The organism is Bradyrhizobium sp. BLXBL-03 (assembly GCF_051853015.1).
Lineage (GTDB): Bacteria > Pseudomonadota > Alphaproteobacteria > Rhizobiales > Xanthobacteraceae > Bradyrhizobium > Bradyrhizobium manausense.
The window spans coordinates 4,638,718-4,657,799 of sequence record NZ_CP182470.1 but is presented as its reverse complement, the minus strand read 5'-3'; the positions used below and the strand labels follow the sequence as shown (position 1 = coordinate 4,657,799).

The window sequence follows — 19,082 nt, the reverse complement described above, 5'->3', positions numbered from 1 at the left end:
AGTTGGATCAAGGTGGTGTGCCAGTTTCTTCACGATGCACGTCTGCGGGCTTCGAGTCCAGAGGCGAGCGTGAAGTCTCGCCCGGACAGCGCGAGTCCCTAGTCGCGCTTGGTTACACGTTGGCGCGGCGGTGACGCAATTCGGCGGGCTCGGATCTGCTCCAACTCCCAAAGGGCGCGTACGAGGCACGTGCCGAGACAGGAGACGAGAAGGAACAGCAGGAAGGCCTGGTCGACGGCTGGGATCTGCATCATGGCAAATATTAAGCAATGCGCATGCCATGCGTTCCCGTTCTCGCCTGCGCCGAGCGCATAGACGACCACGCCGCCGCTTGCGGCGCTCAATGCGTGGTGAACGGCGATGGGGCGTCGGGCGCGACGTCGAAGGCGCCGAGATGGAATTCCCCGGCGATGGTCTGGTCCAACTCGGAAGCGTTTGCGAGCAGCGTGAATGCGGCTTGCGGGTATTGCTTCCAGATATCCAGATCGCCGGCCGTGATCGTCAGCCAGCCGAATGTGTACATGTAGCGTCCAGGCTCGGTCACCCGGCCGACCCGGTCCCAAGTGATCTTGTCAACTGTGATCCTGTCGACTGCCATCCGGTCCCCCGATCGCAAGTCTGCAAATGACGGTCCGGCGCGCCGGACCGTCGAAGGCTGATCCTGCATTGGGGCCGGGATAGGGCAGCGATGCTTGGGCAAGTCGCTTGGGCAAGTCGCTTGGGCAAGTCGCTTGGGCAAGTCGCTTGGGCAAGTCGGTTGGGCAAGTCGGTTGACCGCAGGAGGCTGAGCTTCGGCGTCAAGCCGGCTGCGGCGCGGCCTGCCGCACGAGCAAGCGGACGAGGTGGTCGCGCTGCTGCTTCTCGGCGAACTTCACCGCAAAGCCATTGTCGAACTTGCGGATGACGCGCCCGACGCAGGCGCCGACTGCAAGCGGGGTACCTATCGTCGGGTCATATTCGCAGGAGATGGCGACGCCGGCGGTGGAGACGTCGATGATGAAGCAGGAATGACCGCTGCCGTCGGCCAGCGTCAGAGTGGTGTGGGAGGCCTGCGGAACGAAGCGCGCCTCGCGCCGCAGCTCCCGGACGCTCTCATCCCTCTGCTTTTTCTCGAGCCAGGTCAGCTTTTCCGACATCCAGGCGCGACGCGCCCGCGTCATCTCGAGTTCCATCAGGAAGCCCGACTTCAGCGTTGCGCTGATGGTGCCCTGGAATTCGCCGAAATCCTGGAAGTAGGAGGTCACGCGCTCGCCGATCTTGCCGACGACCGGCACGTCCACGATCATGCGGAATGGCGAGACACGTTTGGTGCGGCAGGCGAAGTTTCGCAACTTGCCCTCGCAATCGTACCAGCGTGGCAGCGAATAGCTGCCGTCCACCGTCACTTCCACTGCACGCTGCCTGAGGAACTCTGCGACGGACATGGGCGCTCAAATTGTGTTTCGGATTGTTTCCGTACTTCCACGGTAGCAATCGAATTCTAAGCAAATGATACCGGCGCTCAGGAGCAGGGGTAAATTTCCGGTAAACGGGCGGCCTCGCCCGGACCGGACCAGGTCTTCAAACGGCGCCGAGCAGCACCACCAGCAGCAACGCACCGATGGCGATCACGAATTTGATGGTCGTAACAGTCAGGCCGTCGAGCCCGACCTCCCATCCGAACCGCAGCCGAGCACGTCGCATCGCAAGCGATCCGAGGGCTTCGACCACGGAGAGCGCAAGGGCAATGCCGGCGATGTTGGCCCACGACTGCGCCGGCGGCAGGAGCGGCGCAAGCCAGACCGGGGCGGAAGTTCGCAAGCACGCGAGCAGGGCGATCCATCCGAACCACGACGCGAACGCTTTGATGAGGTCGGGCCCGACCGTATCGGGCTCGAAGCGGACGCCGACCGCCGCGAAGGCGCCTTCGATGCGCGCATCGTCGGCCAGGAACAGAAACGCGCCGAGATAGAGGGGAATGCGCGACATGCACAGAATGGCGATCGCGCCGAACAGGACGATATAGCCGAACAGATCGCCGAGGATGTCCAGGCGGCTCTTTCGTGCCGGCACCGGTGCGACAGCGGGCTGATGCTGGGGCACCGATCTGGCGCGCGCCATGTGCTCCAGCATCTTGGCGCGCCGGTCGGGCGAATAGGACGTCGCACGATGCATCCAAGTGGGAGGCGCGCTCGTCGCCGACGGGACGCCCGACTGGTCGTTCTTGGTGGATTTGCGCTGCTCCATGGGCCGAACCGATCTTGCCGTCCGTGACGCCATCGCGGCGGGCGGGGCGGTTTCCTTCCGACGTTGGTCGGAGGTGAAGGGCGGGGAGGTTCAAGCCTGGATGGCGGATTTCGACGGGCCCGAGACCCGATCTCGCGTCGTCGCTCGCCGACCATCTTCCTGTTGATCTCGTCTCCCAGTTGCGCTTGTGTACCGCGAGGTCTGGGGGGACCATGTTGATGGCTATTTTCATGGCTGTGTCGTCTTGCGCAGCCGCGTTTGGTTTCGCGATTGGTTTCAGTTCGAGCGGGCTCAACCAGGCCTGTGTCTTGCATTGGACATGACCGTGACGTCCGGCTGCCTGTCGCCGCGGAAAGCGGGCATTCTCGATCACGCTGAGCGCATTGCTACGGATCGCGTGGCATGGCGGGAAAAGAACAGCTTTTTCCACCACGAGGATGAGCGCTATCTCCAGTTTCTGATCCCGGCCGGCACTCGCGTGCTCGACATCGGCTGCGGCGTCGGTGATACGCTTGCGAGCCTCGCGCCGTCATATGGCGTTGGAATCGATTTCTGTCGCAAGCAAATTGCGATCGCGCGGCAGCGCCATCCTGATCTCATTTTCGTCGATGGCGATGCCGAGGACCCGGTGACGCTCGAGGCGCTGCAGGGCCCGTTCGACTACATCCTCGTCCTCGATACGATCGGCTCGCTTGAGGATTGCCAGAAATTCATCGCCCAGCTCCATCCGCTCTGCACCCGGGATACGCGGCTGGTGATCGGCTACTTCTCCCATCTCTGGTACCCGGTGCTCAAGTTCGCCGAATTCGTCGGCCTGCGGATGCCGCATCCCGAGCAGAACGTGCTGTCGCCGCCTGATTTGCGCAGCCTTGCCAGGCTTGCGGATTTCGATCCGGTGAAGTGGGAGCAGCGGGTGCTCTTACCGGTCCGGATGTTCGGGCTCGGACGCCTTCTCAATCGTTTCGTCAGCGTGTTGCCGGGGATCCGCCAGTTGGCATTGCGACACTATCTGGTGGCGCGCTCCAGCCTCAAGGCGAGGGAAGAATTCGCCTCGGCTACCGTCGTCGTTCCGGCGCGCAACGAGCGCGGCAATATCGAGCCTGCGGTCCAACGCATTCCCGATTTTTGCAACGATATCGAGATCATCTTCGTCGAAGGCCACAGCCAGGACGGTACCTTCGAGGAGATGGAGCGGGTCAAACAGGCCTACCCGTCCAAGGACATCAAGGTGATGCGTCAGTCCGGCAAAGGCAAGGCCGACGCCGTCTTCACCGCCTTCGATGCTGCGCGCGGCGACGTGCTGGTGATCCTCGATGCCGACCTGACCATGCCGCCGGAGCAGATTCCGAAATTCGCCGAGGCGTTGCTGTCGGGCAAGGGCGAATTCATCAACGGATCGCGCCTGGTCTACCCCATGGATGACGGCGCGATGCGCTTCCTCAACCTGATCGCCAACAAGATCTTTTCGTATCTGTTCTCCTGGCTGCTCAATCAGCGCTACACGGACACGCTGTGCGGCACCAAGGTTCTGCGCCGCAGCGACTATCAGCGCCTGAAGGCCGGCAAGGCCTATTTCGGCGATTTCGATCCGTTCGGCGATTTCGACCTGATCTTCGGCGCCTCGAAGCTCAATCTGAAATCGGTGGATCTGCCGATCCGCTACGCCGCGCGCACCTATGGCGAGACCCAGATCTCGAGGTTTCGACATGGCTGGATGTTGCTGAAGATGGTGGCTTTCGCCTTCCTCAAGATCAAGGCGATCTAGATCGGGCCGGCTGCGTGGCGCTCCCTAGCGGAATCGAACCGCTCTCTCCACCGTGAAAGGGTGGCGTCCTAACCGATAGACGAAGGGAGCAAACGCAAGGCCACGCCGCTGATGACGACAGGCCCGCTGGCCGTCCGAGTCGTGCCCGGCGGCTTGCAGCGGGCGAACGTATAGTGGCCTTTGCGGCCGCGGGCAAGCCGTTCCGGCAGGCTCTTTGGCCGGCGGTGGATAGAAGGCCCCGGGCTGGTTCGGGCCGCGATTTCAACGGTTTCTTAGGGTTCCTTGCGCTAGCGCTGACGCGGGAGATATTTTTGCCGATGCCTCAGCCCAAGAAGCGCGCAGCCCGCAAGCTGCTGTCGCAGCACGCCTGGATCACGCTGGACGGCGGATTCGCGGCGCGGCATTGCCTGGTCCGGGACATCTCGCCCTCGGGCGCCAGGATCACGCTGGACGAGGATGCCAGCCAGCTTCCGGGCGTGATCCGGATGGCCTTTGCGCGGGACGCGCGGACCGGGCGCAGCTGCCAGGTGGTCTGGCGCCGCGGCAAGTCGGCCGGCGTCAGGTTCCTCTGACCGCCGCCGGATGGCGCCAGGTAGCGCGCCACGCTACAAGGGCCGCATGCGTGCTCTCCTCATCCTCGCCTCGCTCGCGATGACCCAAGCCGCCGGCGCCGAGACCCTGCGCCTGCCGCCGGCCGACCAGGCGCAGTCCGCCAAGACCCTGCCGCTCAAGGGCACAAGCGGGACGGCGAAGGCCAATGCCTGCGCCGCCTATGGCCAGGGCTTCACCATGGTCGAGGGCAGCTGCGTGAAGATCGGCGGGGCGGTCCGCCTCGACACCACGGTCAGGCACTGAGGTCGATGTCACCGGATCTGGTGCGGCTCGATCTTCTGGTGCCCGTGCTGATGTATTTCGCGCTGCTGTGGTGGGTCGGCCGCGGGCTGTCCTGGACCGCAAGGATAGCCACGGTGGTGGTGACGCTGGCGCTGATCGCCATCGTCGTGACCGTCGAGCGCACCTGGCACTAGGCCTTCAAACCAAAACGCGAAAACAACCCCATGCACAGTAGGCGCTAGGTGCGGGCCATTTTGCGCGCTCACGGCGATTCATCGTGCTCTCGCCAAGCCTTAAGCCGCGCCAGCGCGGCTCACGACATCGGCGGGGCCACATGCTCGGCAAATCCGGGCCGCTTGCCGAGCGCGGCGAGCCACCGCGTCAGGTTCGGCTGCGCCGGACGGGTGATGCCCTCGACCCCGAGCCAGCGCCGCGCATAGGCGCCCACGGCGATATCGGCGAGCGTGAAGGCGTCGCCCTCCATGTAGGGCCGGCTCGCCAGGAGCTGATCGGCGATCGCCCAGACCTCGGCGGCGGCATCGGCATCCTTCTGCACCTGGATCATGTCGCGCTCGGCGGGCGGCGTGCGCACGATGCCCCAGAACACCGGGCGGTCGACCGGCTGCACCGTCGACAGCGTCCAGTCGAGCCAGCGGTCGACGCCGGCGCGCAGCTTCGGCGCCTCCGGATAGACAGGCGTGCCGCGCCCATGCGCCATGCAGAGATAGCGCATGATCGAATTGGACTCCCACAGCGAGAAGTCACCCTCGACCAGCGTCGGCACCCGCGCATTGGGGTTCATGGCGAGATATTCGGGCTCGCGGGTCTTGCCGTAAGCCATGCCGGCATCGATGCGCTGATAGGGCAGCGCGAGCTCCGTCAGGCACCACAGCACCTTCTGCACGTTAACCGAATTGGCGCGGCCCCAGATCGTCAGCTGTGTGTCCGGCATCGAGCGTCTCCCGCGGCATGATGATTGTCGTAGCCCGGATGGAGCGCAGCGAAATCCGGGACCGCCGCCGCGGAAAGCGCCCCGGATTACGCTTGCGCTCCATCCGGGCTACGAGTTCTGCGGGTGATAGCCGAAATCGCCGCACGCAGCGACGCCGATTGCCGCGCGCCCCTCATGCAAAAAGCTCCGCTCGGCCGAGCGGAGCTTTCATTGCGGGGTGCCGAATGCGACATCAGCAAGATGCGTATGGGTTTGCGCTGGAGCGACAAACGCTAAACGCGTTTGCGCTGATATCAACGGCCGAAAAACAGCCACAACAGAATGATCACCGGGATCGGCACACCCAGCAGCCACAGCAAAATTCCGCGTCCCATTGCGTTCTCCTCCATTGCATTGTCGTAGGGGTGAACGCTAGGGAGCGGCCGTGGTTCCTGCTGGCAGGGCCTACCAGTGCCCGGTGTTCGGCATTGAAACCCAGGGCTCGGCGGGCGCCTTCGGCTCGCCCTTCTGCAGCAGCTCGATCGAGTGCAGATCGGGCGAGCGGACGAAGGCCATGTTGCCGTCGCGCGGCGGCCGGTTGATGGTGACGCCGGCCTTCTGCAGCTTCTCGCAGGTGGCGTAGATGTCGTCGACCTCATAGGCGAGATGGCCGAAGAAGCGGTCCTCGCCATACTTCTCCTCGTCCCAATTGTAAGTGAGCTCGACCAGCGGCGCGCCGCGCGTCGGCGGCTGCTTTTTCAGTGCCTCGAGATCGTCAGGCGCGCACAGGAACACCAGTGTGAACCGCCCCTTCTCGTTGTCGATCCGCCGCACCTCCTTCAGCCCCAGCGCATCCTGGTAAAACTTCAGCGCGACATCGAGATTGCGCACGCGCAGCATGGTGTGGAGATAACGCATGGTTGTTGCTCCCTTTGGGTCGGAGGGTTTTGCTTTGGGCCGGAACGGCGGGGGGAGAGATAGCAGGAAAGTGGGGGGAGGGGCAGGGGGCGGGGGAACCTGAGGCAGGGTTGGCCTATCGGAAAATTGCGGTCAAACTGTTTGGTTGGATAGAGACTTCTTCTGCTGCAACGCCCATAGCGAGTGCTGGAGCAACAGACGGCGCGGTTGCCGAAGCCAGCCAAGCTTGATGGCAGGGCCACCGCTACGACGCTGACGATTTTTCATAAGACCGGGAAAACTCGGCAAAGACGTTTGCGTTATAGGACCAATGGGAGACGCCCAAGAGGTGAGGAGATGAGCAATTTTCCAATTTTCACCCTATTCAGTGCCGGTCTGTTCGTCCTGCTCATCCATGGTTTGGTCGCCTCCGACGCATCGCAAAGGGAAGATTTGGACACTGCTTCCCTGCGCCGAATTTGCGAAGCGGAAAACGTAACCGATGTCCAAATTCATGAATGCACAATCAGACACAGAATGCAGCACGCCGTCGAAGCACGATTGAATCGACGAATTGCGGTGACAGTGCCCTAAATTGCTTTTCCGCCGCGCACCATTCGAGGTCGCTGCAAACGTGACGCCGGGGCACCATTCGAAAGCCGCTGCAAGGGTATACAGCCCGCAGGACGGGTTGAGCCCTTGCGGAAGCCATCGCTTTTGTTGCCTGGTAGTGTCGCGCCATGACCGCGGACCTCGGCTTCGTTTCGTGTGGAGGCTTCTTCACCGTCAATCGGGAATTACGGTGACAGTGCACTCAGCTGCTTCCGCCGAGCATGTCGAAGTCGCGACGGGATGAATTGAGCACTGTCACGGTCATGCGCAATTCTATGTTCAAATGAACAGTCATCATCCCGCGTACAGGTTTGTCATTACGGTGACAGTGTACTCAATCCAATGTCTGTTATGCGCCCCTCCGTCGCTGATGCATCGAGTTTAGTGCACTGTCACCGTAATCTGTCACTGCAATTATCGTGTCTCACTTCTGGGGTGCAGTCCAGCACTGTCACCATAATTGGACACACCGCGCATATCTCCTCTACTTGCACTCGAAACTCCCCGCGCTCTCCGGATCGCCTTGGCCCTTGTACTGCGCATGTTGCGGATAGGCGCAAAGCGGCCGGCTGCGGCCGGGGAAAGCTGGTCCCGTTGCGACCACCGCATCGGGCGCCTTGCCGTCTTCGACCCAGTTCACGACCGCGCTGAGCAGATCGAAACGATCGAGCGTTGCGCCGCTCGAGCAGTGGCCCATGCCGGGTACCAGGAAGGCCCGGCTCGATGTCTCCCGCACCATCTCCATGCCGCCGGACTCCGCCGCCATGCGCTCGTAGTAATTCACGGTGTCTTCAGCCGAGAACCAGGGATCGCTCACACCGTGGTAAAACAGCAATTTGCCGCCACGGCCGAAATAGCTCGACAGGTTGGTCCAGTAGGCGGTGTTGGCGAGGCGATCCATCCCGCTGGCGTTGACCCGGTCTTCGAGTTGATCGACGTCGATGCTGTCCCAGACAGGCGGTCCGACCGGACTGCGCGCGCCTGTCGCCAGGATGCCGGGAATGGCAACGCCCTCGGCTGCCACGCCGCTGTCCCACGGGAACGGCGGGTAGACCGGCGTGCCGCGTGAATTCTTTGGTCCGGCAAAAGCCTTCCTGAGGGCATCGACCTGTGGCGGCGCCAGGCAGGAATCCGTCTTGCTGCCGTTGCAGGTGAGGACCCCTGGATCGAATTGACAGGCCTTGCCGTCGAAGATCAGGCCATCCTTGACGCCATCCTTGGCATCGCAGGCCTCGAGGATTGCGTTCGTGATCAGCTTGCGCTCATCAGCGGAAAAAGTTTTTGCGGGCTCCGGCTTGCCGGACGCATCTTTCGGCGCGATCTGGCTGAAAGCAGCGTTGGCCCAGGCGAGACCGATATTGGAGTTGCCGGTGCGCATCGCGGGCGCGCCGGCGACGATGCCGTCGAATTGTTCGGGATAGCGCGCCGAGGCCAGCATGCCTTCGCGGCCCCCGGTCGAGCACCCCGTGAAATAGGAATGTTTGGCGGGCTGGCCGTAGTAGTGCGCGACGATCGCCTTGGCGGCTAGCGTCACCTTGCCGACGGATGCAGTGGCGAAGTTGAGCGCGGCTTCCTGGTCCTTCAGGAACGAGGCATCGAACACCGCGCCCTGATGACCGCTATCGGTCGAGACGACGGCGAAGCCGCGCGCCAGCGCCGGCACCTCGCCGGCCGCCTGGTAACCCAGCGGCGGCCGGATCGAGCCGTTCAAACCGCCGCCGCCCTGAAACAGAAACCGGCCGTTCCAGCGATCGGGCAGGGCGACGGCAAAGCCGATCGCGTAAGGTTTGCCCTCGACCCCCACGCGCTGATCGATCACGCCATCCGCGCGGCAGTTTTGCGGAAGCGCCACCGATATTGTGGCCGGCGCCGGCGGCGACGGCTGCACGGTGCCCGGCGGCGCCTCCGGCACGATTTCGGCCTTGGTGACAGACGCCGTCGATCCCGGCAGCTTCCAGCCGGTCAAGTCAGCGCATTTGAGCGCGGGTGGGATGTTGGCTGAATCGTCGGCGCTGGCCGGCGAGATAGCGATGACCGTGATGGCTGCTACGAGAGCCAGGCAAGCCATGGCAGCATCATCAGCCACATTTCTGTTTCGCTGCATCGTTTCTTCCCTGCTGTTTTTGTATTGCGGTGCACGTGACTCACGCCGGCCCCGGATGATCTGGTGCACCGACACTGAAACTATCTTGAGATATTCGGGAGGTGCCGTCCAGCGGCGCAGGCTTCGAACCGCTCTCGCCGTTCGCCCTTGCCGATGAAGTCGATCGAACGGGACCGCGGATGCTACGGCGCTTGCAGACGTCGGGCACAGAATGACGCTGCAATTCTTCCAGTCTCCGCGAACCGAAAGTGAATTTGGATTACGTGGCAGCACCGTGACCGACTTTATTTCGGAAGGCACTCCACGTTGTAAGCGATGATGATCTGGGCAGGGTCGGCTTTTCCGATGCTCTTCAGGTCCTCCAAACCGCTTCTCAGCTTGGTTCCAGCTTCCTTCAAGCTGCCCTCAAGTGCCGACTTGGCCGCTTTGCATCGCTCTTCGCTCGTGAACTCCTGAAACACCACCGTCGGAAGCAGCCTCCATTCCGCCTTGTCGCTGGCGGCGGCCGGGCTGACCGAGTAGGAGAAAACGTACATCAGCACCCACATTGCCATCCCCGTGCGGTGTCCGCGATGACGAATGCGCGAAGTCGGATACCGAGCGAGAGAGTCCACTTCGCGCCTATTTGAACCCCGGCAATTTGACGTCGCGGCGGCAGTGTGGCGTCTGCCGCGCGCGATCGAGTTTCGTCAGTAGCTGTATCCGTAAGGATATTGGCCGGGACAAACGTAGTTGCCAGAGGCGTCGTAGTAGCAGCCGCTGTTGTAGTTGTTGTAGTAGCCGTAAGCTCCTGCCGCGGCTGCTGCTCCCGCAGCGGCGGCACCGTAGCCCCAACCCGGGCGATAGTAGCCGCCACCATATCCGGGGTAGCCGGCGATTGGACGGCCCGGACGGCCCGCGATGGGACGGCCCGGATAGCCGGGGCGACCAGGCCGGCCCGCTATTGGATGCGACGGCCGAGGACCTCCGGCGACGCGGTAGCCGCGGCCACCGTGGACACGCCCGGCATGAACGGCACCGCCGCGGACGTGAGCTCCGCGCATGCCGCCGCCATGAAAGCCCCCGGCACGCATGCCGCCACCACCACGGTACCCGCCACCGCCGCCACCTCGCCGGGCGAACGCGTCATCGGGAATGAGACTGGCGGTCACGAGAATGAGTGCTGCCAAAGCAGTGAGGATGTATCGAAGCATGATCTACCTCCATGTGGATGGCTCTAATCGTCGTCGTCCTCGGCTTCGACGCTGTGCTCGATCACATCGTGCATGCCCCGCACGACGACATAGGAAGCAAAAGACATTCTCCTCTTCTGATCATCACTCAATGTTTTGTAGAGCGGCTCCCAGGCATCGGCGAGCTTCTTGAGATCGGCTCCGCGCTGAATCAGCCGGTCCGCCCTGCGTTGCATGAGCTCGACCGGGTTGCCTTGGTGGAGGGGATCCGTGGCGTCGTCATGCAGTTCGGCGATCCGCTCCAGGCGGGCCTGCCGGTTCTTCGCTCTGTTGCGGATGGCTTCCTCGACGGCCGGCCAGAGTTTTTCCTGCTCGGACGTCAATTGCAACGCGGCCTTGACGATGCCGACACGCATGTCCGTCAGGCTTTTCAGGTCGGCGGCGCTCGGCTGCGCTACTCCCACCGTCGATGGCGTCTCGGCTGCGAAGGTGAGAGATGAAGTCGTCGCCAGCAGCGCGATCGCCGCAAAGCTTGCTTTGCTGCCCATGGCACACTCCTGAGCTTTGTATCCTGCGCCCCCGAGTAGAAGGAGCTGTGCGGGCGGGCGCTATGTTGACCTAAGTCAAAGGACAGGTGACCGGCCTATAGATGCGCTTCCGAAGGTTCCCCGCAGCTGGATGAAGGGCAAAGGCTCCATCAAGACTTCGCAGTGAACGGTGGAAGCCGACTGAACCCTTGTCGAGCGAGCGCGACTAAGCTGCATGGTTCGGACAAAGACGCTCTTCCTGCTGCTTCTGCTTTTCGCGATGCCCGCGGATGTCTGCTTCGCGCAGACACCGCCGCCGCCACTCGATGAACATGCGCTCGAGCGCGTGCCGCCGACCGTCGCGAAGAGATTGGCGACCCGATTTTCGCTGGGCGGATTCGCCGGCCGCTTCGAGGAGACGCCGCTCGGTGCTATCAGCGAAGCCGTGGGCGAGGGGACCATGCAACAGCAGGGCGACGCTGCAGCTAGCATCTACTGGCTGTGTTATCGGCAACCGCAGCATCTGATATGGGTGGTGTCCAGCGGAGAGATGGGCGGCGCGGACCATCGCGTCACGGAGATCGTCGAGGCGCTCGCCGAGAAAGACGCCGGCGCCTCGACCGATTGCGCCATCATCCCGGACAAGTTCTCGCCCGTCGTCTTCGACGGCAAGCTGCATTTGGGTATGTCGCGTCAGCAGGTCATCACGGCGCTGGGACCACCGTCGAAGTCGGAAGCTGCCCAGATGGTATATTCTCACGCGGGAAAGCGCCCACACGGTTTCGATGAGACCGCATGGCTCATTCTCGGATTTCGTGAGGACAAGCTCGTGTCCATGCGCGGCGGCAAGACCACGACGAATTGAAGTGGCTGCTGGCAGCGTTCATGCTTCACCGCGTGATGTGAGCGAGGTGCGCCCGCTCCCGCCATGATCCCCATCGGATAACCAGCTTCTCCACCATCTTCGAAACGGTGACAGTGCACTTGCAAGGGCGCAACTCATCCGACGCGCTTGCAGCGGCTGCACGCGAAAGGCGTCTTTCACACCTGCTCCGGCTGATGTATCGTCAGGACGAGCCGCCAACGAGGTGTGCCGAAATCTCGTCGGTTACCGGCGGCCTTTGTGCCCACGGCGGGCAAGTACTCCATCATTGTTCGCAAGCCTACGCTCGTGACGACCAACTCGTCGCGGCCAGATTTTCATGAGTTCAGAAGGAATTCAGTCATGCATTTCTGTATCACAGGGCAATACACCCCGCGTTCTCTCAATGCGATCCTGGAAAACCCCACGACCAATCGCCAGGAAGCGGCAGCAAAGGTGATCGAAGCCGGCGGTGGCAAGCTGGTCTCGATGTACAGCGTTGCTGCCGACGGGCCCGGTGTTCTCGTGATCTTTGACGTGCCTGATCCGAGCATTGCACCGGCGATTTCGGGGCTGACCGTCGCCACAGGTGCGCTGCAGAACGTGAAGCTGACGCGCCTGTTCACCCAGGACGAGATCAAGCAGGTGCGGCAGAATGCGGTCAAGCTGCGCGCGTCCTACAAGCCGCCGGGCAGCTGATCTCTGTGAACCACCGCTGTCGCAGGGTGGGTTAGCCCTGCGACCGCAAAGCGCTGACCGCACGGCGTAACCCACCATGCTTTTCGCAAATGCCGACCGAAGTTGGTGGGTTACGCTCAACGGACTGCGCTTCGCGCATCCGCGGAGCTAACCCACCCTACAAAGCACCCCACGACAGGCGGGCCCTCGGGATGAGGGCAGATTTGCGTGGCAGCACTGCCAGTCCGTTGGGAGTTCCCCGTCACTTCACCAGGGTTTCGCCGCGACGCGCTCGCTTCGCTGCCCTGCCGCGATTGATGAATTGAACGCCGACGAATTCGCCATTGATCCAGGCAAGCTCGCAGTGTCGGTAGGCGAGGCCGATGGGGGACAGCACCAGGAAGAATTCCCTCTGGCCGATATCCGTCACGGCGCCGTCGATCACCAGCTTCGCCCCCATTTCGGAGACGTCGTGGATCTTGCAGGCGCGCTGCCATGTGCCGTCGATCGCCATGACGCGCGCATCGAGCGGCCGTTCGAACGCGACGCGCCTGTCCTTGCGTAACTCTCCCTCGCTCATCGAGCACCCCCGGTGATGATCTCCAAGCGGCGGTGCAGGCTAGGGCAAGAAGCTTGATCTTCGGTGAACAAGGCGGCGGCGGAGGCTTAAGATCAAGGTGAGATTTGCATGGGATTGTTGCCCAGCGTCGCACTGATCCAGGTCGAGGCGAGCCCTGAACGGCGCCTCATGAACCCTGGCGGGCCAGGGCGACCAAGTCACATGCTGAAGGGCTTGCAATTGCGGTGACGACGTCAGGCAAAGCGAAGCGGGGACAGTGTTGGCCTCTCCCGCAAGCGAAGCAAGCATGAACCGGGATGGCGCTTGAGGCGACGAATGCCTGGAAACGAGGGCATTTCGCCGTGACATGGTTCAAACGATACGTCGTCAGTTACCTGATCGCGGTGGTCTTTTTTGCCGGCTACGATGCCTATCGGCGGCCTGGCGAGGACGCGCATTTGGCGACGATCCTGGTCGTGTCTGCAGGCTGGCCGGTGTTCGCTGCGCTGGTCGTGGGCGGCTCGATCGGCGACGCGGTGCACGGCATCAAGTCTGGCAGGGCTGGATGAGCCGCCATGCTTGACGCCTTGTTCGGCTTCGTCTTCGAGATGGTCCTCAACCTGGTTGGAGCCGCCATCGCCAAATTGTTCGGCGCGGACGACGTGGCAGAAGCCGGGAGCATGATCATCGGCATCGGCATTCTCGCGATCGGATTCGCCATCGCGATATGGGGGCACTGAAGGGCGATCGTCCCGAGGACGATCGCTCGATGTGTCGGCGCTCGCCGCCTATGCCGCGATCCGTTGCTCTGGCGGCGTCGTCAAATATTTCAGTGCTTCGGCATGCTCGAGGTCAGGCACCGCGATCGCCGTGTGGCTGTAGATCGCGTGCGTGCGCGACTTTGCGATGTTGTCCAGGATATCTTTGCCCTTGATGACGTGAAGGCCCATGCCGTCTCCGGACGGGAAGATCGCCAGCACCACGTCATAGGCCCTGATGACCGACCTCAGCGCTTCGGCCTTGTCTTCGGCGACATCGACAAATACGCGGACATCGGCCGCGAGTTCACGCAGCTCATCAAAATTCAGCACTTTTCGGGTACTCCAACGCAACAAGACTGCATGAAAGAGTGGATGCGTTAGGTTACCAGAGTCTGAACAACATCCATCAAGATCAAAGTTTCCCGGTGAGGTGAGGCCTGGTGTGGAAAACTCCCGCGACGGTCAACGCGCGGACCTCCCTCACGCGGGTTCAAGCACGCCGAAGCATCGGACGTGCGCCATCCTCAGCACTGTTGCCGCGGCGACGTCATCGCCACGGCCAGACGGAAACAGGACGGAACCCGAGCCGAACTGCTGCTTGCGTTTTCGCCCCTGATGGGCTCTAAGCCCGGCTGCTTCGTGGCCTTCAGGCACGAACAGACGCGGCGCGCATGGTTTTACCGTTTCCGGGACGAAGCTACAGCGCAGCTCGCGCGCACCCCATTCAGAGGAATTCCAGACATGGCGAAGATGACCAAGACTCAATTGATCGATGCGATTGCCGAGGGCACGCAGCTTGCGAAGAACGACGTAAAGTCGGTCATCGAGTACATGGCGACGGTCGGCTACAAGGAGCTCAACGAGTCCGGCGAGTTCGTTATTCCCGGTTTCGTGAAGATGTCGGTCGTCAACAAGCCGGCGACCGAGGCCCGCATGGGCATCAATCCCTTCACCAAGGAGCCGATGCAGTTTGCTGCCAAGCCGGCGAGCAAATCGGTCAAGGCCTCGCCGCTGAAGGTGGCCAAGGACGCCGTCTGATCCGGCTGTGGCGCGTCATCCGCGCCTCCGGGCGCGGCGTGACAATCTTCTAAAGCGCGATGAGAGTGGGTTGAATCACCATCGCGCTTTAGCTTTTGGATTGAGCATGATCTTTTCGGAAAACTGCTTCAGACTTTTGCGGATCATGCTCTAAGACTGATGTCGTCACGTTCTGCGTGGAATTCTCCAAGGCCATCCCTGCACAATGAAAAAACCCCGCGCTTGCGCACGGGGCTCTCTCGCTGACGGCGTTGGGATTTCAGCGCCTGGCCGCCAGCCGCTCTCTAACTTAAGGTTGAAAATCCAAAAAGCAACAGCGCCGCGGTGACGGAATATGTTCGTCCATCGCGGCGCTGCCAATCTGACTGGGCGCTGAAATCCCCAGCTTCCATAGGTCTTGGGCGCGCCGAAAAGGTTCAACGCGATACGCACAGGAAATTCGCGTGCGGGCTGGACTTTATGTTCTCATTTTGTTCTAGTGAGTCATCCAGCTCAAGGAGATGATTCATGACCGTTGAGAAGCAGCGCGAAGTGATCCGGCTCTGGAACCAGCTCAGGAAGGTCGAGGGCCCGGCCGCAGAGGAAATCCGCATCCAGATCCTGGAATGCTTTGCGGAGAAGCCGAGCGCCCGGCGCGCGGCGGCCTGAAGGCCTCCGCTCGAGGCGGTGGCGATCCCCTATGACGCCGCGTCGCTTCATCGCTCGTTAGGAAATGCCTGCCACCGAATGACTCGCCTCCGATTCGTTCTTCAGGAACGAAATGGAGTCGGATGCAGAACGGGTCGTGTGTGAGGAGGCATCGACGCCGCGGCCTGTGCCAAACGAGTCGATCGACTCCTTTGAAAGGCCGACCGGCTGGTACGTACGGCAGGTGACGTGCGGCAGGCCAATTAGCGTTTGCTGCGGCAGGTCTCGTCCTCGGCGGAGTCGTGCGAGCACCCAGCGCCGCTTGTTGCGAGCGCCACGAAGCCGGCATAGCCGGAGAGGTTGAGCAAGACTTCGAGCCAGACGGGCATGATGAGCTCCTCTTGCGGGAAGACGATTTCAACCCGCGCGCGAGGCGCCTGTTCCCTTGCGAAGAAACGCCGCTCAAAGCGGCGAGGTGGGATCGAGCCGCCGACCGAGCGTCGCAACCGCCTCCGGGGACGGCGATGATTTGAGGAACTCGGCGATGGCGCGGGCGAGCTCGCCGTCGCTCATTGGCGTCGGGGGCGGGCGAAGCGCGCCTGTGCCGAAGTTCCGGACGATCTCGTCGTAATGCTGCGTGTCGTTTGCGGGAACGAGCCTGCGGATGCGGGCAAGCAAAGCGGATATCGGCAATCTTGTCTCCTCGGCCTCCCGCCCCGTTGGCAGCCATTGATGTCTGCTGCCATTTTGTCCGCGAAACTGAAAACCCCGCCAGCACCGCGGAGATGCTGACGGGGTCGTCATGCTCTTGCCCCACCGGATGGCGGAGGCCTTCGCATGTATGGCGTCAATCCATCGCAGTTCAAAACGTTCCGCCCGCCGGGAGATTATTTTCTGCCCGTCGCGGTTCCATCCGCGGCGAACCAATGCGCCGGGGCTGCGTTGTCCGACCAGATGCGAAGGAGGAGATCATGAAAAAGACACTCGCCGTCCTTGCCACCGTCGCCGCCGTCGGCGTGACCGCGGTTGCGGCACCTGCACAGGCGCACGACTACGGCCCAGGCCTTGCGTTCGGTCTCGCCGCCGGCGCGATCACCGCGGGCGCCGTCGCAGCGTCCCATCCGTACGGCTATTACGGACCCAGATACGGCTATTATGGCGGCCCGGTCTATTATGAAGGCTACGGCCCGGGCCCGTATGCGTATTATGGCGGACCGTACTACCGGCACCACCGCTACTACCGTCACTGGTAATGGCCCAAGGAATCGAAAAGCCCGGAGCGATGCTCCGGGCTTTTTTTCGTTCGCAGGCACCGCGCGATGCGCTCACGGCCAAAGCGAGGGTCGTTCCACCTTGCGTGCGTTCTCCAGCGTCGAGACGAAATACTCTTCGCGCTCGCGCTTGAATTTCTCCTGCGTGGCTCGGAAGGCGGCGACACGGGCGGCGATCTCTTCGCGTTCGCGGATCTTGCGTTGTTCGGCTTCGGTCATGTCAAATCCCCACTCCACTTGAGTCTATGTGCGCGTCTGAACTCAAGTACTGCCGCCGCAATCACGTTGAGTCGCGTCAACACATGCATTGGCGCTTCTGATTGGGGCGTCAATGGGGAGGAGGCATTGCAGGATTGTGATAAGCGAGGGTCGGGAAGAAATTGCCGCCTGATGACAGTGCATGCGCGGCGGGGGATAAGAGCGTCAACAATCCTGCCGCTTGCAAATGGCGCAGCAGGCGCGACTTTGAATCGGGAGGTGGCGCATGATTGCAAAGGACCTTCAGAGCGGCGTCGAGCAACTCGGCGACATGATCGCGCGTGCCAGGATCATCGTGCCGTTTACCGGTGCCGGCATCTCGACCGAATGCGGCATCCCGGACTTCCGCTCACCGGGCGGCATTTGGACCCGCCACCGGCCGATCCAGTTCGAAGAGTTTGTCGCGAGCCAGTCGGCACGCGATGAATCCTGGCGCCGCCGTTTCGCGATGGAAGAGGTGTTCGCCGCGGCAAAGCCCGGCCGCGGTCATCGTGCGCTGGCGGCACTGCATCGTGCCGGGAAGGTTCCGGCAGTGATCACCCAGAACATCGACAATCTGCACCAGGCCTCCGGCTTCGCTCCCGATTGCGTGATTGAACTTCATGGCAATACCACTTACGCGCGCTGCATCGGATGCGGGCAGGTCTATCAGCTCGACTGGGTGAAGCGCCGCTTCGACCAGGACGGCGCGGCGCCTGACTGCACCGCATGCGACGAGCCGGTGAAAACCGCAACGATCTCATTTGGTCAGGCAATGCCCGAGGATGAAATGCAGCGCGCGACCGAGCTGTCGCAGTCTTGCGACCTCTTCATCGCCATCGGTTCCTCGCTCGTGGTGTGGCCGGCGGCCGGCTTTCCAATGATGGCGAAGAATTCGGGTGCACGTTTGGTGATCATCAATCGCGAGCCGACCGAGCAGGACGACATCGCCGACCTCGTCATCCGCCACGACATCGGCGAGACGCTCGGGCCCTTTGTCGGCAATTGAGGCGTTAGTTTGATTCGCGGCCGTGCAAGCTGTTCATAGGTTCCGGCGAATCACTTTTTTATCTATGCGTCTCAACCGGGAGTGTTATCTTTTGAGTCGAAAGATTCGCGTCGCGTCGAATGAGAAGATTCTCTTAAGACGCGTGATTCGAGCACCGCCGATGTGGCGGGTTGCATGACAGTTGCGGGGTCCGGGGTTATGGGGTCGTCGGACGGATTTGAGTCCAAGAAGCTGGGAGTTCCCGCGTCGGGTGAGCACGGCGCCGGTCGCGACAACGCGCTCAGTCCCTTCACCGGGCTGGGTGAGGGCAGCGCCAACCTCGTCGAGGTCCATGGCGTGATCAAATGGTTCGACGCCTCAAAGGGCTACGGCTTCATCGTCCCCGACAATGGCTGGCCCGACGTCCTCCTGCACGTTACCGTCCTCAGACGCGACGGCTTCCAGACCGCTTACGAGGGTGCCCGCATCGTCGTCGAGTGCGTCCAGCGCGCCAAGGGCTACCAGGCTTTCCGCGTCGTCTCGATGGACGAGTCGACCGCGATCCATCCCGCACAGATGCTGCCGCCGCGCACCCACGTCACGGTCACCGCGACCAGCGGCCTCGAGCGGGCCCAGGTCAAATGGTTCAACCGGCTGCGCGGCTTTGGCTTCCTGACCTGCGGCGAGGGCACGCCCGACATTTTCGTGCACATGGAGACGCTGCGCCGCTTCGGCATGACCGAGCTGCGCCCGGGCCAGTATGTGCTGGTCCGCTTCGGGCCCGGCTCCAAGGGCATGATGGCCGCCGAGATCCACCCCGAAACCGGCTCGCCAGGCCTCCAGTCGCACTAGCGGCTTCAAATTTTCGTATTCGTCAGCAGAAGCGCGCAGGGGCCTTGCGCGCTTCTGGCTTTTGCGGCGGTGGCCGCGTAAGGATGTCGCAGTCCCGCAACCGCCGGGCCGTCATAATCGTCCCCGCGTTTCCTGCCGAGT

27 protein-coding genes, 1 tRNA gene and 1 pseudogene are annotated in these 19,082 nt (G+C 62.4%); 13 read left to right on the top strand and 16 right to left on the bottom strand.

What is annotated here, in order from left to right; all coding sequences use genetic code 11:
• Positions 1 to 340: 340 nt before the first annotated feature.
• The 3 genes from ACNJX9_RS22435 to ACNJX9_RS22425 all read right to left on the bottom strand — a co-directional run bounded on the left by ACNJX9_RS22435 (position 341) and on the right by ACNJX9_RS22425 (position 2,226).
• Entirely contained in the window at positions 341 to 598 is a 258-nt protein-coding gene (locus ACNJX9_RS22435; RefSeq protein ID WP_057754680.1) for a hypothetical protein, read from the bottom strand.
• A 199-nt stretch (positions 599 to 797) separates the two neighbouring features.
• Positions 798 to 1,424, bottom strand: coding sequence for a PilZ domain-containing protein (locus tag ACNJX9_RS22430; RefSeq protein ID WP_057754684.1), 627 nt, complete (start codon positions 1,422 to 1,424; stop codon positions 798 to 800).
• A 136-nt stretch (positions 1,425 to 1,560) separates the two neighbouring features.
• The gene (locus ACNJX9_RS22425; protein WP_439404205.1) at positions 1,561 to 2,226 is read right to left on the bottom strand and encodes a hypothetical protein; all 666 of its coding nucleotides are present in this window, start codon (positions 2,224 to 2,226) and stop codon (positions 1,561 to 1,563) included.
• A 319-nt stretch (positions 2,227 to 2,545) separates the two neighbouring features.
• On the opposite strand from ACNJX9_RS22425, the gene ACNJX9_RS22420 reads away from it, so the two are divergent.
• Entirely contained in the window at positions 2,546 to 3,991 is a 1,446-nt protein-coding gene (locus ACNJX9_RS22420; RefSeq protein WP_439404204.1) for a glycosyltransferase, read from the top strand.
• Positions 3,992 to 4,006: 15 nt separating this feature from the next.
• On the opposite strand, the gene ACNJX9_RS22415 is transcribed toward ACNJX9_RS22420, so the two are convergent.
• Positions 4,007 to 4,081, bottom strand: a tRNA-Glu gene (locus ACNJX9_RS22415).
• 227 nt (positions 4,082 to 4,308) lie between these two features.
• Between ACNJX9_RS22415 and ACNJX9_RS22410 the strand changes: the two genes are divergently transcribed.
• Genes ACNJX9_RS22410 through ACNJX9_RS22400 form a run of 3 tightly spaced genes read left to right on the top strand, consistent with a single transcriptional unit; the run spans position 4,309 to position 5,019 of the window.
• Positions 4,309 to 4,563, top strand: a complete 255-nt coding sequence (locus ACNJX9_RS22410; RefSeq protein WP_057754690.1) for a PilZ domain-containing protein — start codon at positions 4,309 to 4,311, stop codon at positions 4,561 to 4,563.
• A 46-nt stretch (positions 4,564 to 4,609) separates the two neighbouring features.
• The gene (locus tag ACNJX9_RS22405) at positions 4,610 to 4,846 is read left to right on the top strand and encodes a hypothetical protein (RefSeq protein WP_439404203.1); all 237 of its coding nucleotides are present in this window, start codon (positions 4,610 to 4,612) and stop codon (positions 4,844 to 4,846) included.
• Positions 4,847 to 4,851: 5 nt separating this feature from the next.
• A complete protein-coding gene (locus ACNJX9_RS22400) occupies positions 4,852 to 5,019 on the top strand; it encodes a hypothetical protein (RefSeq protein ID WP_439404201.1) in 168 nt (55 codons plus the stop codon).
• A gap of 119 nt (positions 5,020 to 5,138) precedes the next feature.
• On the opposite strand, the gene ACNJX9_RS22395 is transcribed toward ACNJX9_RS22400, so the two are convergent.
• From ACNJX9_RS22395 to ACNJX9_RS22365, 7 genes and pseudogenes are all read right to left on the bottom strand, one after another.
• A complete protein-coding gene (locus ACNJX9_RS22395) occupies positions 5,139 to 5,777 on the bottom strand; it encodes a glutathione S-transferase family protein (RefSeq protein ID WP_439404199.1) in 639 nt (212 codons plus the stop codon).
• Positions 5,778 to 6,221: 444 nt separating this feature from the next.
• Positions 6,222 to 6,674 (bottom strand): VOC family protein, encoded by a 453-nt coding sequence (locus ACNJX9_RS22390; protein WP_057754696.1) that lies wholly within the window; start codon positions 6,672 to 6,674, stop codon positions 6,222 to 6,224.
• A gap of 1,075 nt (positions 6,675 to 7,749) precedes the next feature.
• Positions 7,750 to 8,166 carry a tannase/feruloyl esterase family alpha/beta hydrolase gene (locus tag ACNJX9_RS22385; protein ID WP_439410105.1) on the bottom strand — a complete coding sequence of 139 codons (417 nt, stop codon included), beginning with the start codon at positions 8,164 to 8,166 and terminating at the stop codon, positions 7,750 to 7,752.
• A gap of 120 nt (positions 8,167 to 8,286) precedes the next feature.
• Positions 8,287 to 9,333: pseudogene (locus tag ACNJX9_RS22380) on the bottom strand (tannase/feruloyl esterase family alpha/beta hydrolase); the annotation flags it as partial.
• Between the two features lie 320 nt (positions 9,334 to 9,653).
• Positions 9,654 to 9,917 (bottom strand): hypothetical protein, encoded by a 264-nt coding sequence (locus ACNJX9_RS22375; protein ID WP_439404197.1) that lies wholly within the window; start codon positions 9,915 to 9,917, stop codon positions 9,654 to 9,656.
• 141 nt (positions 9,918 to 10,058) lie between these two features.
• The gene (locus tag ACNJX9_RS22370; RefSeq protein ID WP_439404195.1) at positions 10,059 to 10,562 is read right to left on the bottom strand and encodes a hypothetical protein; all 504 of its coding nucleotides are present in this window, start codon (positions 10,560 to 10,562) and stop codon (positions 10,059 to 10,061) included.
• 23 nt (positions 10,563 to 10,585) lie between these two features.
• On the bottom strand, positions 10,586 to 11,089 hold the full coding sequence (locus tag ACNJX9_RS22365) for a Spy/CpxP family protein refolding chaperone (protein WP_271618723.1): 504 nt from the start codon (positions 11,087 to 11,089) through the stop codon (positions 10,586 to 10,588).
• Positions 11,090 to 11,414: 325 nt separating this feature from the next.
• On the opposite strand from ACNJX9_RS22365, the gene ACNJX9_RS22360 reads away from it, so the two are divergent.
• Both ACNJX9_RS22360 and ACNJX9_RS22355 read left to right on the top strand, forming a co-directional pair.
• Positions 11,415 to 11,933 (top strand): hypothetical protein, encoded by a 519-nt coding sequence (locus ACNJX9_RS22360; protein ID WP_439404193.1) that lies wholly within the window; start codon positions 11,415 to 11,417, stop codon positions 11,931 to 11,933.
• A 360-nt stretch (positions 11,934 to 12,293) separates the two neighbouring features.
• Positions 12,294 to 12,629 carry a GYD domain-containing protein gene (locus ACNJX9_RS22355; RefSeq protein WP_057754711.1) on the top strand — a complete coding sequence of 112 codons (336 nt, stop codon included), beginning with the start codon at positions 12,294 to 12,296 and terminating at the stop codon, positions 12,627 to 12,629.
• A gap of 241 nt (positions 12,630 to 12,870) precedes the next feature.
• Here ACNJX9_RS22355 and ACNJX9_RS22350 read toward each other — a convergent pair whose 3' ends face one another.
• The gene (locus ACNJX9_RS22350) at positions 12,871 to 13,188 is read right to left on the bottom strand and encodes a PilZ domain-containing protein (protein ID WP_057754719.1); all 318 of its coding nucleotides are present in this window, start codon (positions 13,186 to 13,188) and stop codon (positions 12,871 to 12,873) included.
• A 296-nt stretch (positions 13,189 to 13,484) separates the two neighbouring features.
• Between ACNJX9_RS22350 and ACNJX9_RS22345 the strand changes: the two genes are divergently transcribed.
• Together ACNJX9_RS22345 and ACNJX9_RS22340 are read left to right on the top strand one after the other, a co-directional pair.
• The gene (locus ACNJX9_RS22345) at positions 13,485 to 13,736 is read left to right on the top strand and encodes a hypothetical protein (RefSeq protein ID WP_057754724.1); all 252 of its coding nucleotides are present in this window, start codon (positions 13,485 to 13,487) and stop codon (positions 13,734 to 13,736) included.
• Between the two features lie 6 nt (positions 13,737 to 13,742).
• Positions 13,743 to 13,907 carry a hypothetical protein gene (locus tag ACNJX9_RS22340; protein ID WP_157083694.1) on the top strand — a complete coding sequence of 55 codons (165 nt, stop codon included), beginning with the start codon at positions 13,743 to 13,745 and terminating at the stop codon, positions 13,905 to 13,907.
• Between the two features lie 48 nt (positions 13,908 to 13,955).
• Here ACNJX9_RS22340 and ACNJX9_RS22335 read toward each other — a convergent pair whose 3' ends face one another.
• The gene (locus ACNJX9_RS22335) at positions 13,956 to 14,258 is read right to left on the bottom strand and encodes a hypothetical protein (protein ID WP_057754726.1); all 303 of its coding nucleotides are present in this window, start codon (positions 14,256 to 14,258) and stop codon (positions 13,956 to 13,958) included.
• Positions 14,259 to 14,669: 411 nt separating this feature from the next.
• Here ACNJX9_RS22335 and ACNJX9_RS22330 point away from each other — a divergent pair, with 411 nt between their 5' ends.
• Both ACNJX9_RS22330 and ACNJX9_RS22325 read left to right on the top strand, forming a co-directional pair.
• Positions 14,670 to 14,966, top strand: coding sequence for an HU family DNA-binding protein (locus ACNJX9_RS22330; protein ID WP_057754729.1), 297 nt, complete (start codon positions 14,670 to 14,672; stop codon positions 14,964 to 14,966).
• A gap of 507 nt (positions 14,967 to 15,473) precedes the next feature.
• A complete protein-coding gene (locus ACNJX9_RS22325; protein WP_167354004.1) occupies positions 15,474 to 15,614 on the top strand; it encodes a hypothetical protein in 141 nt (46 codons plus the stop codon).
• A gap of 242 nt (positions 15,615 to 15,856) precedes the next feature.
• Here the strand turns inward: ACNJX9_RS22325 and ACNJX9_RS22320 are convergent, their stop codons facing one another.
• Together ACNJX9_RS22320 and ACNJX9_RS22315 are read right to left on the bottom strand one after the other, a co-directional pair.
• Complete coding sequence (locus ACNJX9_RS22320; protein WP_271598732.1) at positions 15,857 to 15,982, bottom strand: hypothetical protein; 126 nt, start codon at positions 15,980 to 15,982, stop codon at positions 15,857 to 15,859.
• A gap of 73 nt (positions 15,983 to 16,055) precedes the next feature.
• On the bottom strand, positions 16,056 to 16,286 hold the full coding sequence (locus ACNJX9_RS22315) for a hypothetical protein (protein WP_057754732.1): 231 nt from the start codon (positions 16,284 to 16,286) through the stop codon (positions 16,056 to 16,058).
• A gap of 278 nt (positions 16,287 to 16,564) precedes the next feature.
• Between ACNJX9_RS22315 and ACNJX9_RS22310 the strand changes: the two genes are divergently transcribed.
• On the top strand, positions 16,565 to 16,846 hold the full coding sequence (locus ACNJX9_RS22310) for a hypothetical protein (protein ID WP_057756625.1): 282 nt from the start codon (positions 16,565 to 16,567) through the stop codon (positions 16,844 to 16,846).
• Between the two features lie 72 nt (positions 16,847 to 16,918).
• Here ACNJX9_RS22310 and ACNJX9_RS22305 read toward each other — a convergent pair whose 3' ends face one another.
• Positions 16,919 to 17,083: a hypothetical protein gene (locus ACNJX9_RS22305; protein ID WP_167354005.1), complete on the bottom strand. Its 165-nt coding sequence runs from the start codon at positions 17,081 to 17,083 to the stop codon at positions 16,919 to 16,921.
• Between the two features lie 265 nt (positions 17,084 to 17,348).
• On the opposite strand from ACNJX9_RS22305, the gene ACNJX9_RS22300 reads away from it, so the two are divergent.
• Positions 17,349 to 18,110 (top strand): Sir2 family NAD-dependent protein deacetylase, encoded by a 762-nt coding sequence (locus ACNJX9_RS22300; RefSeq protein ID WP_439404189.1) that lies wholly within the window; start codon positions 17,349 to 17,351, stop codon positions 18,108 to 18,110.
• A 198-nt stretch (positions 18,111 to 18,308) separates the two neighbouring features.
• Complete coding sequence (locus tag ACNJX9_RS22295; RefSeq protein ID WP_220004806.1) at positions 18,309 to 18,941, top strand: cold-shock protein; 633 nt, start codon at positions 18,309 to 18,311, stop codon at positions 18,939 to 18,941.
• The last annotated feature ends 141 nt before the right edge of the window (positions 18,942 to 19,082 follow it).